Source organism: Burkholderia puraquae, from assembly GCF_002099195.1.
Taxonomy (GTDB): domain Bacteria; phylum Pseudomonadota; class Gammaproteobacteria; order Burkholderiales; family Burkholderiaceae; genus Burkholderia; species Burkholderia puraquae.
The window spans coordinates 61,909-76,699 of sequence record NZ_NBYX01000020.1; the positions used below are offsets into that span (position 1 = coordinate 61,909).

Here is a 14,791-nt window from a genome sequence, read left to right on the forward strand (position 1 = left end):
GCGCTCCGTTCAGCTCGCCGCGAGCGCCTGGCGCAGCGCGGCCAGCACCGGCGCGCCGTCCGGCCGCACGCCGCGCCAGATGTAGAACGATTCGGCCGCCTGCTCGACGAGCATCCCGAGCCCGTCGGCCGTGCGCGCGCCGAGCGACGCCGCATGCTGCATGAACACCGTCGGCTGCGCGCCGTACATCATGTCGTACGCGAGCGTGCCCGCGCCGAATGCAGCCGCGTCGCACTCCGGCAGCGCGGCATCGAGGCTGCCGGCCGTCGCATTGATCACCACGTCGTACGGCTCCGCGCGCACCACGTCGGGGCCGCCGCCCGCGAGCGTGCAGCCCGCATCGTGCGCGGCCTGCATGAACTGGCCGACGAGTGCCTCGGCCTTGCTCGCGGTACGGTTCACGATCGTGATCGACAGCGGCGCACGATCCAGCAGCGGCAGCACGACACCGCGCGCCGCGCCACCCGCGCCGAGCAGCAGGATGCGCGCACCCGCCAGCGACACGCCAAGATTCGCTTCGATGTCGCGCACGAGGCCGACGCCATCCGTGTTGTCGCCATGGATGCGGCCGTCTGCGTCGATGCGCAGCGTATTCACCGCGCCCGCCGCCGCCGCGCGCGACGACAGCGTGTCGGCGAGCGCGTGCGCTTCGAGCTTGAACGGCACCGTCACGTTCGCGCCGCGACCGCCTTCGGCGACGAACGCCCGCACGGCCGCCTCGAAACCGTCGACCGGTGCGAGCCGGTGCGTGTATTCGACCGGCTCGCCGGTCTGCGCAGCGAACTGCGCGTGGATGAACGGCGACTTGCTGTGCGCCACCGGGTTGCCGAACACCACATAGCGGTCGGCGCCGCTCGTCGACGCAACCGCGGTCATGATGCGCGCCCCTCTTCGCCGGCGTTGCCGCTCTCGGCTTCGCCGCCTTCACAGTCCACCGCGCCGTCCGCTTCCGCCAGCGCTTCGGCTTCGGTTTCGGCCGTCGCGTCTTCGGTGTCGATCAGCGTGTCGTCGCCGCCTTCGGCGTCATCCTCTTCCTCGGCCGCATCGCCGCTCGACACGGTCGGCGCATCGAGCACGTTCAGCAACCGCACCGACGCCTCGATCGTCAGTTCGTCGAGCGACATCACGTCGAGCAGCACGCGCGTGCCGCGCGCATGCACGCCGAGCCCCGGGACGTGCAGCAGCAGCGGAATTTCCTCGAGGCGCACGAGATCGCCCTTCACGACGCTCGCGACGACCTGCTTCTTCTGCTCCTGCGCGAGCCAGCGCAGGCACCAGAAGTACTCCATCCGGCGCTGGTAGTCGGCGTAGGCCGTGTAGGTGTCGTCGAAGCCCTGCACGACTGCGTAGAGATCGGCGTCCTTCGGCTTGAACGGTGCGGCGAGCTTCGCGGTGACGCCATGCTGCACGCACGCGAGCAGTTGCCACTGGTTCACGAGGTCGACGTAGCGTCGCAGCGGCGACGTGCTCCACGCGTATTGCGCCACGCCGAGGCCTTCGTGCGGCGCGGCCGTCGTCTGCATCCGCGTGCGCTTCGGGCCCGGCGCGCCGAAGCCGCGCTGCGAGCGGTAGATGCCCGGCACCGTGTGATCGTGCAGGAATGCGCCCCAGGTCGAGTTCGCGAGGATCGCGAGCTCCGACACGATCAGGTCGAGCGGGGACCCGCGGCGGCGCGGCGTGATCGACACGTGCTCGCCGTCGACGTAGAAGTTGTAGTCGGTGTTGCGCTGCACCTCGCGCTTCAGGCCGTAGCCCGCGCGCGCAACCTGGCGCTTCTCGAACAGCGCCTGCGCGAGCGGCCACAGCACGGCGATGTCGTCCTTGTGCGGATAGTCGCCGGTGCCGGCCGCGAGCGTCTCTTCGTTGACCAGTTCGTCGAGGTGGTTGTGCCGCAGGTTGTTCTTCACGAACACGAGCTCGGCGCGCGTCTCGTTCGCGACGATCTCCTGCGTTTCGCGGTTGACGATGATGTACAGCGACAGCGCCGGGCGGTAGTCACCCTCTTTCAGCGTGAACACGTCGACGACGTCGTCCGGCAGCATCGTGATCTTGTCGCCCGGCATGTAGACGGTCGACAGGCGCGTGCGCGCGATCGCGTCGACCGCGTCGCCGCGCACGATGCCGAGCGCCGGCGCCGCGATGTGCACGCCGATGCGCACACGGCCGTCGGACAGGTGCTCGACCGAAAACGCGTCGTCGATTTCGGTCGTCGTGATGTCGTCGATCGAGAACGCCTCGACGTCCGCGCGCGGCAGGTCGTCCGGCAGCGCGCCGACCGTGACGGCCGGAAAGCCCGTGCCATGCGGGAAGAACTCCGCGAGGAAGCGCGCCTCATGCAGCGCACGCGGCGATGCGATGCCGCCGCAGTCGAGCATCAGCCGCGCCGGCGACACGCCGCGCGCACCGGCCGCGGCTTCCATCGCCTTGTATTCGATCGCGTTCTTGTCCGGCCGGGTCAGCAGCCCGAGCACCTTGCCCGCAAACGCGTCCGGCAGCTTGCCGGCCTTCAGCTCCTCTTCGTACTGCGCCTGGACGAGCGCCTGCTGGCGCTTGCGCTCGAGCGACGCGAGCGCCATCTTGAGCTGCTCTTCCGGCGCACGCTGGTACTGGCCGCGCCCCTTGCGGCGGAAGTAGACGGGCGAGCCGTGCAGTCGCAACACGAGCGCCGCACGCTCGACCGGGCCGTACGTCGCGCCGAAGTATTCCGCGGCGAGCGCCGTATACGCGAACTCGTCGGTCGGCGCGCATTCCCACAGGAAATCCAGATCGATCTGCTGCGCGGCCGTGTCGGCCTCCTGCATCAGTTCGCCGGCGGCCGGCTTGTCGAATTCGATCAGCACGTCTTTCGCGCGCACCTTCGCACGCCGCCCGCCGGGCAACTCGACCTGAAATGCGTCGCCCTGGCGCGACAGCACGCTGCCCGCCTTGAAACTGCCCGATTCCTCGAAGAAAACGTTCACTCAGTACTCTCGTTCAGACTGCCGGGCGCCGCGTCAGCGGCGCCGCATGATGATGGGAATTCGATCGGCACAGGGCCGGTTTAAGACGTCTTTCCGTCGCAAAAGGCGAGAACGTCGTCGACGTAGTCGGCAAATTCGCTGATCCCGTGATCGCTGCCTTCGATCACGCGCGTTTTCGCGCCCGGGTAATGCGCCAGCATCTCGCGGTAATCGAGCACTTCGTCACCGGTCGCCGCGAACAGATAGTAGCGTTCGGCACGCGTGATTGCCGGCACGCGCAGCGCATCGAGTTCATGCAGGTGACGGCGCTCGACGACAATCGTGCCGCCGCCGTGCCACAGCGGCTGCTCGCCCAGATGCTGCTCGAGATCGCGCTGCGGCACGATGGCCGGATTCAGCAGCACGGCCTTCCAGCCGTGCTTTTCGGCCAGCCAGGTGGCGTAATAGCCGCCGAGCGAGCTGCCGATGACGGTCACGTCGCGCGCACCGGCCACCTCGGCTTCCGCGACCGCGATCGCTTCGAGCGGCGACACCGACAGCGACGGGCACCGCCACTCGTCGGTACGGCCGAGCTCGGCCATGCGCGCGGCGAGCTGGCGCGACTTCTGCGATTCCGGCGACGACCGGAAGCCGTGCAGATACAGGATCACGTGCGGCTCCCGAGCGCGTCGAGCAGCTTCTGGTGCACGCCGCCGAAGCCGCCGTTGCTCATCACAAGCACGTGGTCGCCCGGGCGGGCGGCTGCGACGACGGACTTCGCCAGCAGGTGCAGATCGTCGAACGCGTGCGCGCGGTCGCCGAGCGGCGCCAGCGCCTCGGCCAGATTCCAGCCGAGCGCGTCGCGCCCGGTCGGCGCGCCGTAGCCGAACACGAGATCGGCGTCGGCGAGGCTCGCCGGCAATTGCGCCTTCATCACGCCGAGCTTCATCGTGTTCGAACGCGGCTCGAGCACCGCGAGGATGCGGGCATTCTGGCGGCCGATGCGCGCACGAAGGCCGGCGATCGTGGTTTCGATCGCGGTCGGATGGTGTGCGAAGTCGTCGTAGACGGTCACGCCGTCCACGCTGCCGCGCACTTCCATGCGGCGTTTCACGTTGCGGAACGATGCGAGGGAGGCGGCGGCCTGCGCAGGCGGCACGCCGACGTGGCGCGCGGCCGCGATCGCGGCGAGCGCATTCATCCGGTTGTGATCGCCCTGCACCTGCCACGCGACTTCGCCGACACGTTCCGCGTGCGAATACACCGCGAAGCGCTCGTCGACCGGCACGCCGTCTTCGGCCGGCAGCGCCTGCCAGCCGCCATCCACGCCGAACCGTTCGACCTCGCTCCAGCAGCCGCGCGCCAGCACGCGCTCGAGCGCGTCCGAGCGGCCGTTGGTGACGATCCGGCCGACACCGGGCACGGTACGCACGAGATGGTGGAATTGCGTCTCGATCGCGGCGAGATCCGGGAAGATATCGGCGTGATCGAATTCAAGATTGTTCAGCACCGCGGTGCGCGGCCGGTAGTGGACGAACTTCGAGCGCTTGTCGAAGAACGCCGTATCGTATTCGTCGGCCTCGATCACGAAGAAGCTCGAATCGGTGAGCCGCGCCGACACGCCGAAGTTCAGCGGCACGCCGCCGATCAGGAAGCCCGGATTCAGGCCCGAGTCCTCCAGCAGCCACGCGAGCATCGACGACGTGGTCGTCTTGCCGTGCGTGCCCGCGACCGCGAGTACCCACTTGCCGGCGAGTACGTGCTCGCCGAGCCACTGCGGGCCCGACACGTACGGCAGGCCGCGATCCAGGATCGCCTCCATCAGCGGATTGCCGCGCGTGACGACGTTGCCGATCACGAACAGGTCCGGTTTCAGGTCGATCTGCTCTGCGCCGTAGCCCTCGATCAGCGTGATGCCCTGCGCCTCGAGCTGCGTGCTCATCGGCGGATAGACGCCCGCGTCGCAACCCGTCACCGTGTGGCCCGCCTCGCGCGCGAGTACGGCGAGACCGCCCATGAAGGTGCCGCAGATGCCAAGAATGTGGATGTGCATAGATGAATGCTTTCGCGCCGCCGGGCGCCGTCGATTCGGAAAGGATGCGTGTGCGGCGCGCCGGATGGGCCGTGCGGCCGGCGCCCGGCCAACGGCTTTTGCCGCGACACAAAGAACAGTATTGTAACTGACGGCCTGCCGTGCCCGGCGGCCCGAACACTGCGCGCGAACGGCGCCGGCACACCGGGCGGCAGGCCGCCGCACCCGCGCTCGGGCGCCGCGGCGATCGAGTATGATTGCCGGATCATGTCTCGCAAAACCCTTCTCGACCCGCGGCGCGTCCGCGAGGAAATCGCCCAGTCCGCCGCCCGCCTGATCGCGGAGGATGGCCTGGACTACGCCGGCGCGAAACGCAAGGCCGCGCGCCAGTTGCTGGGCGATTCGCGCGTTGCCGGCGAATGGCTGCCGGATAACGACCAGATCGAGGAAGAACTGCGCGAGTATCTCGCCCTGTTCCAGAGCGACACGCAGCCGGACGAACTGCGCCGCCTGCGCGAAGTCGCGCTCGACTGGATGCACCGGCTCGCCGAGTTCCATCCTTATGTGACGGGTGCCGTGCTGAACGGTACCGCGAACGCGCATTCGGATATCCATTTGCAGGCATTCACCGACAACCCGAAGGACGTCGCGATCTACCTGCTGAACCAGAACGTCCAGTACGACGTATCCGAGACGCGGCACTTCGCGGGCCGCGCCGATGTCGAGACGCTGAGTTTCCTGTGGCGCCCGCGGCGCGACGTGGACGCGATCGGCATCCACCTCGCCCTCTATGCGAGCGACGACCTGCGCGGCGCGGTCAAGGCCGACGCGCGCGGCCGGGTCGCCCGTGCGGATGCCGCCGCGCTGCGCGCGCTCGTCGAAGCAGGCAAGGCCCCTTCCGAACCGGAATGATTCAACGATGATGATGAAACGCATGTGGGCGCTCGCGGTCGTCGCGGCCGCCGCCGTTGCCGGCGGGCTCGCCGCCGGCCATTGGTTCCGCGGCACCGCCGACGACGGTGTCGCCGTCGCCGCGCCTGCCGCGCAGGGCAGCCCCGTCGAACAATTGTGGGCGGCCTCGCTGACGGGCACCGACGGCAAGCCGGCCACGCTGTCCGCCTTCAAGGGCCAGAAAGTCGTCGTCAATTTCTGGGCGTCATGGTGCGGCCCGTGCGTCGAGGAGATGCCGGAGCTCGTCGCGTTGTCGCACCAGTACAAACAGAAGGGCATCCGTTTCATCGGGATCGGCGTCGATTCCGAACAGAACGTGAAGAACTTTCTGCAGAAGGTGAAGGTCGACTATCCGGTCTTCGTCAGCGGATATGCAGGCGCCGATCTGGCCCGCAATTTCGGAAATACCGCCGGCGCGTTGCCGTTTACGGTCGTCATCGACGAAACCGGCAAGATTCGCGAGACAAAATTGGGACAAATCCAACCGGCCGAGCTGAAAAAGACGCTCGACGCGCTGTAAGCTGCCCGAACGGCGGCCCGCACGTTGGCGGTGATTTATCTGTCGATCGCCGCAATTTCGCGTGAATTCGCCGATACTTTGCTTGCGCGCCGGTAATTCTTGCAGGTCCGCCGCGCTCGGCCGTTCGGCAAAACTAGACAAATTTCTCTAAATAGCGCTAAAGTTCGCGCAATTCCGCAGAAATAGAAGCGACCATGACACGATTGCTGGTGCTGCACGGCCCCAACCTGAACCTTCTCGGCACCCGGGAACCGGAGGTGTACGGCCGTGTCACGCTCACACAGATCGATCAGGCGCTTGCCGCACGCGCCCGGGAAGCCGGCGCCGAACTGTCGTCGTTCCAGAGCAACCATGAAGGCGCGCTGGTCGACCGCATCCAGGCCGCGCGGGAGGAACAGACCGATTTCATCCTGATCAATCCGGCCGCGTATACGCACACGAGCGTCGCGATCCGGGACGCGATCGCCGGCGTTGGCATCCCGTTCGTCGAGGTTCACCTGTCGAACGTGCATCGCCGCGAAGCGTTCAGGCACCACTCCTACTTTTCCGACCAGGCCGAAGGCGTGATCTGCGGGCTCGGCTGGAAAGGTTATCTGTACGCGCTCGAGTACGCGCTGGACAAGCTGCAAGGCACGTCGCGCGGCTGATTTCGCGATCTAGATTCAGCGCCGGCCCCTCACCGGCGCTTTCACGTATTGAAAGGGGAATTCCCGATGGATCTTCGTAAGCTGAAAACTCTGATCGACCTCGTTTCCGAATCCGGCATCTCCGAGCTGGAAGTGACGGAAGGCGAAGGCAAGGTGCGCATCGTCAAGAACGCGCCGCCGATCTACGTGCAGCCGACGGCTGGGTATGCCCCGCAAGTCAGCGCGCCCGCTCCGTCGGCCGCGCTGCCGACCGACGGCGCCGCCGCGCCGGCCGCAGGCGCCGCCGCCGCACCGGCTGTCCCGCAGGGCCACGTCGTGACGTCGCCGATGGTCGGCACGTTCTATCGCGCGCCGTCGCCGGGCGCGGATCCGTTCGTCCAGGTCGGCGACACGGTCAAGGAAGGCCAGACGATCTGCATCATCGAAGCGATGAAGCTGCTCAACGAGATCGAGTCGGACAAGGCCGGCGTGATCAAGGAAATCCTCGTCGAGAACGGCCAGGCCGTCGAATACGGCCAGCCGCTTTTCGTGATCGGCTAAGTCCGCCGCGCGGCCTGCGGGCCGCGCGCCGCCGATGCTCGCCAGGCGCCGTTCGCGCGCCCCTCGAAGAGACGAATACTCGCTATGTTTGAAAAAATCCTCATTGCCAACCGCGGTGAAATCGCGCTGCGCATCCAGCGTGCGTGCCGCGAGCTCGGCGTCAAGACGGTGGTCGTCTACTCGGAAGCCGACAAGGAAGCCAAGTACGTGCGCCTCGCGGACGAAGCCGTCTGTATCGGCCCGGCCCCGTCGAACCTGAGCTACCTGAACATGCCGGCGCTGATCAGCGCCGCCGAAGTCACCGATGCCGAGGCGATCCACCCCGGCTACGGCTTCCTGTCGGAGAACGCCGATTTCGCGGAACGCGTCGAGCAGTCGGGCTTCACGTTCATCGGCCCGCGCCCCGAAACGATCCGCATGATGGGTGACAAGGTCACCGCGAAGCAGACGATGATCAAGACCGGCGTGCCGTGCGTGCCGGGCTCGGAAGGCGCGTTGCCGGACGATCCGAAGGAGATCGTCAAGATTGCGCGCACGATCGGCTATCCGGTCATCATCAAGGCGGCAGGCGGCGGTGGCGGACGCGGGATGCGCGTCGTGCACACCGAGGCCGCGCTCGTCAACGCGGTCAACATGACCCGCGAGGAAGCCGGCCGTGCGTTCGGCAACCCGCAGGTGTACATGGAGAAGTTCCTCGAGAACCCGCGCCACATCGAAATCCAGGTGCTGTCCGACGCGTACAAGAACGCGATCTGGCTCGGCGAGCGCGATTGCTCGATGCAGCGCCGCCACCAGAAGGTGATCGAGGAAGCGCCGGCGCCCGGTATTCCGCGCCGCCTGATCGACCGCATCGGCGACCGCTGCGCGGACGCCTGCAAGAAGATGGGCTACCTCGGCGCAGGCACGTTCGAATTCCTGTACGAAAACGGCGAGTTCTACTTCATCGAGATGAACACGCGCGTGCAGGTCGAGCACCCGGTATCGGAGCTGATCACGGGCGTCGACATCGTGCAGGAACAGATCCGCATCGCGGCCGGCGAGAAGCTCACGCTGCGCCAGCGCGACATCCAGTTCCGCGGACATGCGATCGAATGCCGGATCAACGCCGAAGATCCGTTCAAGTTCACGCCGTCGCCGGGCCGGATCACGTCGTGGCATACGCCGGGCGGCCCCGGCGTACGCGTCGATTCGCACGCCTACAATGGCTATTTCGTGCCGCCGAACTATGATTCGATGATCGGCAAGCTGATCACCTACGGCGCGACGCGCGAGCAGGCAATCAGCCGGATGCGCATCGCGCTGTCGGAAATGGTCGTCGAAGGCATCCAGACCAACATCCCGCTGCACCGCGAGCTGATGATCGATTCGAAGTTCGTCGAAGGCGGCACCAGCATCCACTACCTCGAAAACCGGCTCGCCCAGAAGCAGCAGGTCGCACCGGAAGAAGCGTAAGCATGAGCTATCGCGAACTCGTCGTCGAACTGGCCCGTGAGCATGCGGAGGCGCTGTCCGACGCGCTGCTCGACCTCGGCGCGCTGTCGGTGTCCGTGGAAGACGCCGACGCCGACACGCCCGACGAACAGCCGCTCTTCGGCGAGCCGGGCCTCGTGCCCGACCGCACCGCATGGCAGCACTCGCGCGTGGTCGCGCTGCTCGCGGCCGACCATGAGCCGGCCGTGTTGCTCGCGGCGGCCGCGAACGAGATCGGCGTCGCCGAGACGCCGACCTTCACCGTCCGCGAAGTCGAGGAACAGGACTGGGTGCGGCTCACGCAATCGCAGTTCGAGCCGATCCCGATCGGCGAGCGGATCTGGGTCGTGCCGTCGTGGCACGATGCGCCCGATCCCGATGCGCTCGTCCTCGAACTCGACCCGGGCCTTGCGTTCGGCACCGGCAGCCACCCCACTACCCGTCTGTGCATGGAATGGCTCGAGCAGTCGGTGAAGCCCGGCCAGTCGGTGCTCGACTATGGCTGCGGCTCGGGCATTCTCGCGATCCTCGCGAAGAAATGCGGGGCGAACCCCGTCATCGGCATCGACATCGATCCGCAGGCAGTCGAATCAGCGCGGCAGAACAGCGAACGCAACCGTGCGGAAGTCACATACGGTCTGCCCGACGCATGCCCGGACGGTGAATTCGACATCGTCGTCGCGAACATCCTGTCGAATCCGCTGAAGCTGATGGCGTCGATGCTCGCATCGAAGGTCAAGCCAGGCGGACGCATCGCGCTGTCGGGCGTGCTCGCACGCCAGGCGGACGAAGTCGCGGCCGTCTACGCACGCTACGTCGACATCTCGGTCTGGCGCGAACACGAAGGTTGGGTATGCCTCGCCGGAACCCGGCGCGAAAGCCATTAGAATAGCGCTGTCCTTTACTCTGGCCAGCAGGCCGCCCGGCTCGACATGCTTCTTGCGACGCGCTGCCCTCATTGCGAAACCGTCTTCCGGCTGCAGCAGGAACAGCTCTCGCTGCATCAAGGGCTCGTGCGCTGCGGGCATTGTCACGAAGTCTTCAACGCGTCCGAGTCGCTCGTTCCCGAGCACGCGCAGCAGCCCGAGCCGGTCTTGACCGAACCGGCTGCCGCGCCGGACGGCCGCGACGCGCACCATCAGGCCCCGCCTCGGCTGTTCGCCGCCGAAGCGCCGGCCGGGTCGCCTTCAGACACCGATTACAAGCCGGAAGGCTGGGACATGTGGGCGCCGTGGCTCGATGCCGGCGTCGACCCGTCGCTGCAGCACAGCGTGCAGACCGTGCGCACCGAGCCGCTGATCCCGCTTGCACTTCCGTCCACCGAAGCCGGCGTCGTTCACCTGTCGGGTACGCCCGCACCGTTCGCACCCTCCCCGGCCGAGCTGGACACCTCCGCTGCCGTCGCGCAACCGGCCGAATCGCCGTCGACGCAGACGCCGCAGGATACCGAACCATCGGCTGCACCCGTCGAACGCGACCCGCGTGAACCCCGCTTCGTCGCCCACCGTCCGGCGGACACGGATACCGCTCGCGATACCGCCGAACCCGTCGGCACCGCGCACTTCGCCGTGCCGGACGATGAACGCGCGCCGCGCGAGCCGCGTTTTGCGTTCGCGCCGGCGCCGGCCCTCACCGAAACCGAAACCGAAGCCGGATCCGGATCCGACACGGGCACCGCACGGCACGACGAGACACCCGCCACGGCGGCCAGCGCGCCGGCCGCACCGTTCCCCGCTGCGCTGACCGACGACGATCGTCCGCACTTCGCCGTCACGCGCGAGACGCGCGCGCCGCAGCGGCGCGGCATGCTCGGCGGCTTTTTCGGTGGCCTCGTCGCCGCCGTGCTGGCCGTGCTGCTCGTCGCGCAACTCGCGTGGTGGCAACGCGAAACGCTGATGATTTACTGGCCCGTCACGCAGGGCTGGTTCCGGCAGGCCTGCGCGCCGCTCGGCTGCAAGGTCGCACCGCCGCGCGCGATCGACGGCCTGCGGCTCGACGCGACCGACCTGCGCCAGCTCGACGGCCCGCGCGAGCTCGAGCTGAAGGTGCCGCTGACGAACCGCTACCGCGTCGCACTCGCCTACCCGTCGCTCGAGCTGACGCTGCTCGACGACACGAATCACGTCACCGTGCGCCGCGTACTTGCGCCGCGCGACTACGTGCGCCCGGGCACGCCGATCGACGCCGGGCTGCCGCCCGGCACGACGCAGACGATGGTCGTCCGCCTCGAAACGAACGGCACGCCTGCCTCGAATTTCCGCGTCCAGATCTTCTATCCGTGACGCGCCGCGGCGCGCACATGCGCGCCCGTCTCAACCCGCGCGCCCGAGCGGCGCGCTATTTCGGAGCACGAACATGAGCAAAGTTACGCTGGGTGGCAACCCGATCGATCTCGCCGGCACGTTCCCGGCCGTCGGCGCACAAGGCGCCGATTTCAAGCTGGTCGGCAAGGACCTCGCCGACCTGTCGCTCGCCAGCTTCGCCGGCAAGCGCAAGGTGCTGAACATCGTCCCGAGCCTCGACACGCCGACCTGCGCGACGTCGACCCGCAAGTTCAACGAAGCCGCATCGTCGCTCGACAACACGGTCGTAGTCGTCGTGTCCGCCGACCTGCCGTTCGCCGCAACGCGCTTCTGCACGACCGAAGGCCTCGAGAACGTCGTGACGGCTTCGACGTTCCGCACCGGCCGCGCGTTCGCGAACGCGTACGGCGTCGACGTGACGAGCGGCCCGCTGAACGGCCTGACCGCACGTGCGGTCGTCGTGCTCGACGCGCAGGACAAGGTGATCCACGCGGAACTCGTCGGCGAAATCAAGGACGAGCCGAACTACGAAGCAGCGCTCGCCGCACTGAAGTAAGCTTTCTTTCGCTTTCCCCTGCCGCGCCGCGCCTTTCGCGCGGCGTTGTCGCGCAGGGTCCCTCATTTCTACAGGAACGCACACCTTGGCTACGTTGATTTGCGGCTCGATCGCCTACGATTCCATCATGACCTTCGAGGGGCGGTTCCGCGAGCACATCCTGCCCGACCAGGTGCACCTCATCAACCTGAGCTTCCTCGTGCCGACGATGCGCCGCGAATTCGGCGGCTGCGCGGGCAACATCGCGTACGCGCTGCACCTGCTCGGCGGCGATGCGCGCATCATGGGGACGATGGGCGCGCTCGACGCGCAGCCGTATCTCGACCGGCTCGACCAGCTCGGCCTGCGCCGCGACCACGTTCGCGTGCTGCCTGACACGTATACGGCGCAGGCGATGATCACGACCGATCTCGACAACAACCAGATCACGGCGTTCCACCCGGGCGCGATGATGCAGTCGCACCTGAACCACGCGGGCGACACGCCGGGCATCAAGCTCGCGATCGTCGGCCCTGACGGCTTCGACGGGATGGTGCAGCACGTGGAAGAGCTCGCCAGGGCCGGTGTGCCGTTCGTGTTCGATCCGGGCCAGGGCCTGCCGCTGTTCGACGGTGCGACGCTGCGCCGCAGCATTGAACTTGCGACCTATGTAGCGGTCAACGACTACGAGGCCAAGCTGGTGAGCGACAAGACGGGATGGTCCGAAGATGAAATCGCCAGCCGGGTCGACGCGCTCGTCATTACGCGTGGCGAGCACGGCGCGACCATCCGCCACAAGCAGGGCACGGAGCAGATTCCTGTCGTGCCGGCCGAGCACATCGCCGATCCGACCGGCTGCGGTGATGCCTTCCGGGGCGGCCTGCTGTACGGCATCGAGCATGGCCTCGACTGGGCAACCACGGGGCGCCTCGCGAGCCTGATGGGCTCGATCAAGATCGCCCACCAGGGGCCCCAGACTTACGTACTGACGCGCGCCGAGATCGACGCGCGCTTCGAGACTGCATTCGGTTACAGTCTCAAATGAATATTGTGGGAGAGCAAAGATGTTGACGAAAAAGACCCTCACGCTCGCGGCCATGCTGACGGCCTCGCTGACGCTCACCGGTTGCTTCACCGCACCTGGCTCGGCGGATGTCTATAGCGTCGGCCAGGCGCAGCGCGAACAGACGGTCCGCATGGGTACGGTCGAAAGCGTCCGTGCGGTGCGCATCCAGTCCGACGGCGGCGGCAGCGCGATCGGCACGCTCGGCGGCGGCGCACTCGGTGCGGTGGCAGGCAGCGCGATCGGCGGCGGCAAGGGGTCGATCCTGACCGCGATCGCCGGCGGTCTCGTCGGCGCGGTCGCGGGCAACGCGGTCGGCGAAAACCTCAGCACGGCGAACGGTGTCGAAATCACCGTGCGCCTCGACAACGGCGATCTGCGCTCGATCACGCAGGCAGCAAGCGGCGAAGCGTTCCGCGCCGGCGAGCGGGTGCGACTGCTGTCGAGCGGCGGCGTCACGCGCGTCACGCACTAACAGGTACCTCAGCACGCGGCGCAAGCCGCGGTCGAACGCATGTGCGAAGCTGCACATGCGTTTTTTTTCGTCCGTGCTCACCGCACCCGGCATGCGGGTATCCGGCATACGGGCGCCCAGCACATCGACAAAAACGAACGAAAAAAATCCCGCCACCTGAGCCAGATGGCGGGACTGATTGAGTAGCGCTACTCAACCCACGGACACCACATGAGTGTCCGGGTGGTGCAGGTCAGCCTCGATTACGGACGGCTGCCGGTCGGGAACGGCCATGCCGCTGCCGGGTTGAGCGCAGTCTTCACGCCCGATGCCGGCGCAACCGATGCGGTCGACGCGGTCGTTGCCGGCGCAGCCTTCTTCACGACGGCCTTCTTCGGAGCAGCAGCCTTCTTCGGAGCCGCAGCCTTCTTGGCCGGAGCGGCAGCCTTCTTCGCAGCAGGCGCAGCGGCCTTCTTCGCAGGGGCAGCCTTCTTCGCAGCAGGCGCAGCCTTCTTGGCGGCAGCCTTCTTCGCAGGCGCAGCCTTCTTCGCAGCAGCCTTCTTCGCCGGCGCGGCCTTCTTTGCAGCAGCCTTCTTGGCCGGTGCGGCCTTCTTCGCAGCAACCTTCTTCACTGCGACTTTCTTGGCTGCAACCTTCTTCGCTGCGGCCTTCTTCGCCGGTGCTGCCTTCTTCGCGGCAACCTTCTTCACTGCGACTTTCTTGGCTGCAACCTTCTTCGTTGCGACCTTCTTCGCAGCAACCTTCTTCGCTGCGGCCTTCTTCGCCGGCGCTGCCTTCTTCGCGGCAACCTTCTTCACCGCGACCTTCTTCGCAGCAACCTTCTTCACTGCAGCGGCCTTCTTCGCCGGAGCAGCGGCTTTCTTCGCAACGGTCTTCTTGGCAGCAACCTTCTTAGCAGCCGGTTTCTTCTTGGCGGTAGCCATGTTGTTCTCCTTCAGGTTCAGATGAGAGTCAGTTCAAACTACACCCTTCGTCAAAACCCGCTTCCCGCGGACGCTGTTCAGGACGTGCGCTTCGAAGCGGGCTATTCATCGGCGTACGCGGATACCACGCGCTTACGCTAATGAATACGGTATGGCGCGCGTGACCACCCGGCCTCGCGCGCCAAATCAAGTCGGTAGCCGGCGCACCTCGCGCCGCTACCCCTAATCGCTTGATCAAGCGGACCGCCACACGGCCGTCCGCTTTTTCCGGAGGGAAGTTTGCCCATCCCACTGAAGGGTTCGCAAAGTGCCTGTCGTGTCGTTGGGCCGTTAAGGCACCGGGCATGCTTTGCATCAGGCGTTCTTGCTCCTAAACCTTGGGCCGGGGCCGAG

At 67.0% G+C, this 14,791-nt stretch carries 16 protein-coding genes; 10 read left to right on the forward strand and 6 right to left on the reverse strand.

The window, feature by feature from the left end:
* Positions 1-9: 9 nt before the first annotated feature.
* From aroE to mpl, 4 genes are all read right to left on the reverse strand, one after another.
* Positions 10-876, reverse strand: coding sequence for a shikimate dehydrogenase (aroE, locus tag B7G54_RS29565; protein WP_085042247.1), 867 nt, complete (start codon positions 874-876; stop codon positions 10-12).
* Positions 873-2,960: a ribonuclease catalytic domain-containing protein gene (locus B7G54_RS29570; RefSeq protein WP_085042248.1), complete on the reverse strand. Its 2,088-nt coding sequence runs from the start codon at positions 2,958-2,960 to the stop codon at positions 873-875. Before B7G54_RS29570 ends, aroE begins: the two co-directional genes overlap by 4 nt.
* A gap of 80 nt (positions 2,961-3,040) precedes the next feature.
* Complete coding sequence (locus B7G54_RS29575) at positions 3,041-3,610, reverse strand: YqiA/YcfP family alpha/beta fold hydrolase (protein ID WP_085042249.1); 570 nt, start codon at positions 3,608-3,610, stop codon at positions 3,041-3,043.
* Positions 3,607-5,058 carry a UDP-N-acetylmuramate:L-alanyl-gamma-D-glutamyl-meso-diaminopimelate ligase gene (mpl, locus tag B7G54_RS29580; RefSeq protein WP_244289445.1) on the reverse strand — a complete coding sequence of 484 codons (1,452 nt, stop codon included), beginning with the start codon at positions 5,056-5,058 and terminating at the stop codon, positions 3,607-3,609. Before mpl ends, B7G54_RS29575 begins: the two co-directional genes overlap by 4 nt.
* 180 nt (positions 5,059-5,238) lie before the next feature.
* On the opposite strand from mpl, the gene B7G54_RS29585 reads away from it, so the two are divergent.
* The 10 genes from B7G54_RS29585 to B7G54_RS29630 all read left to right on the forward strand — a co-directional run bounded on the left by B7G54_RS29585 (position 5,239) and on the right by B7G54_RS29630 (position 13,475).
* On the forward strand, positions 5,239-5,883 hold the full coding sequence (locus B7G54_RS29585; protein WP_085042251.1) for a UDP-N-acetylmuramate--alanine ligase: 645 nt from the start codon (positions 5,239-5,241) through the stop codon (positions 5,881-5,883).
* Positions 5,884-5,890: 7 nt separating this feature from the next.
* Entirely contained in the window at positions 5,891-6,442 is a 552-nt protein-coding gene (locus B7G54_RS29590; protein WP_085042252.1) for a TlpA family protein disulfide reductase, read from the forward strand.
* A 194-nt stretch (positions 6,443-6,636) separates the two neighbouring features.
* Positions 6,637-7,089, forward strand: a complete 453-nt coding sequence (gene aroQ / locus B7G54_RS29595; protein ID WP_072436363.1) for a type II 3-dehydroquinate dehydratase — start codon at positions 6,637-6,639, stop codon at positions 7,087-7,089.
* Positions 7,090-7,155: 66 nt separating this feature from the next.
* A complete protein-coding gene (gene accB / locus B7G54_RS29600) occupies positions 7,156-7,629 on the forward strand; it encodes an acetyl-CoA carboxylase biotin carboxyl carrier protein (protein ID WP_085042253.1) in 474 nt (157 codons plus the stop codon).
* A gap of 84 nt (positions 7,630-7,713) precedes the next feature.
* Positions 7,714-9,081 (forward strand): acetyl-CoA carboxylase biotin carboxylase subunit, encoded by a 1,368-nt coding sequence (gene accC / locus B7G54_RS29605; RefSeq protein ID WP_085042254.1) that lies wholly within the window; start codon positions 7,714-7,716, stop codon positions 9,079-9,081.
* A 2-nt stretch (positions 9,082-9,083) separates the two neighbouring features.
* Positions 9,084-9,986 carry a 50S ribosomal protein L11 methyltransferase gene (gene prmA / locus B7G54_RS29610; RefSeq protein ID WP_085042255.1) on the forward strand — a complete coding sequence of 301 codons (903 nt, stop codon included), beginning with the start codon at positions 9,084-9,086 and terminating at the stop codon, positions 9,984-9,986.
* A 45-nt stretch (positions 9,987-10,031) separates the two neighbouring features.
* Positions 10,032-11,381 (forward strand): zinc-ribbon and DUF3426 domain-containing protein, encoded by a 1,350-nt coding sequence (locus B7G54_RS29615; RefSeq protein WP_085042256.1) that lies wholly within the window; start codon positions 10,032-10,034, stop codon positions 11,379-11,381.
* Positions 11,382-11,454: 73 nt separating this feature from the next.
* A complete protein-coding gene (gene tpx, locus B7G54_RS29620) occupies positions 11,455-11,958 on the forward strand; it encodes a thiol peroxidase (RefSeq protein ID WP_085042257.1) in 504 nt (167 codons plus the stop codon).
* 85 nt (positions 11,959-12,043) lie between these two features.
* A complete protein-coding gene (locus B7G54_RS29625; RefSeq protein WP_085042258.1) occupies positions 12,044-12,982 on the forward strand; it encodes a carbohydrate kinase family protein in 939 nt (312 codons plus the stop codon).
* A gap of 19 nt (positions 12,983-13,001) precedes the next feature.
* Positions 13,002-13,475: an outer membrane lipoprotein gene (locus tag B7G54_RS29630; protein ID WP_021161893.1), complete on the forward strand. Its 474-nt coding sequence runs from the start codon at positions 13,002-13,004 to the stop codon at positions 13,473-13,475.
* Between the two features lie 242 nt (positions 13,476-13,717).
* On the opposite strand, the gene B7G54_RS29635 is transcribed toward B7G54_RS29630, so the two are convergent.
* Entirely contained in the window at positions 13,718-14,398 is a 681-nt protein-coding gene (locus tag B7G54_RS29635) for a histone H1-like DNA-binding protein (RefSeq protein ID WP_085042259.1), read from the reverse strand.
* 28 nt (positions 14,399-14,426) lie between these two features.
* Positions 14,427-14,753, reverse strand: coding sequence for a hypothetical protein (locus tag B7G54_RS29640; protein ID WP_080982133.1), 327 nt, complete (start codon positions 14,751-14,753; stop codon positions 14,427-14,429).
* Between the last annotated feature and the right edge of the window lie 38 nt (positions 14,754-14,791).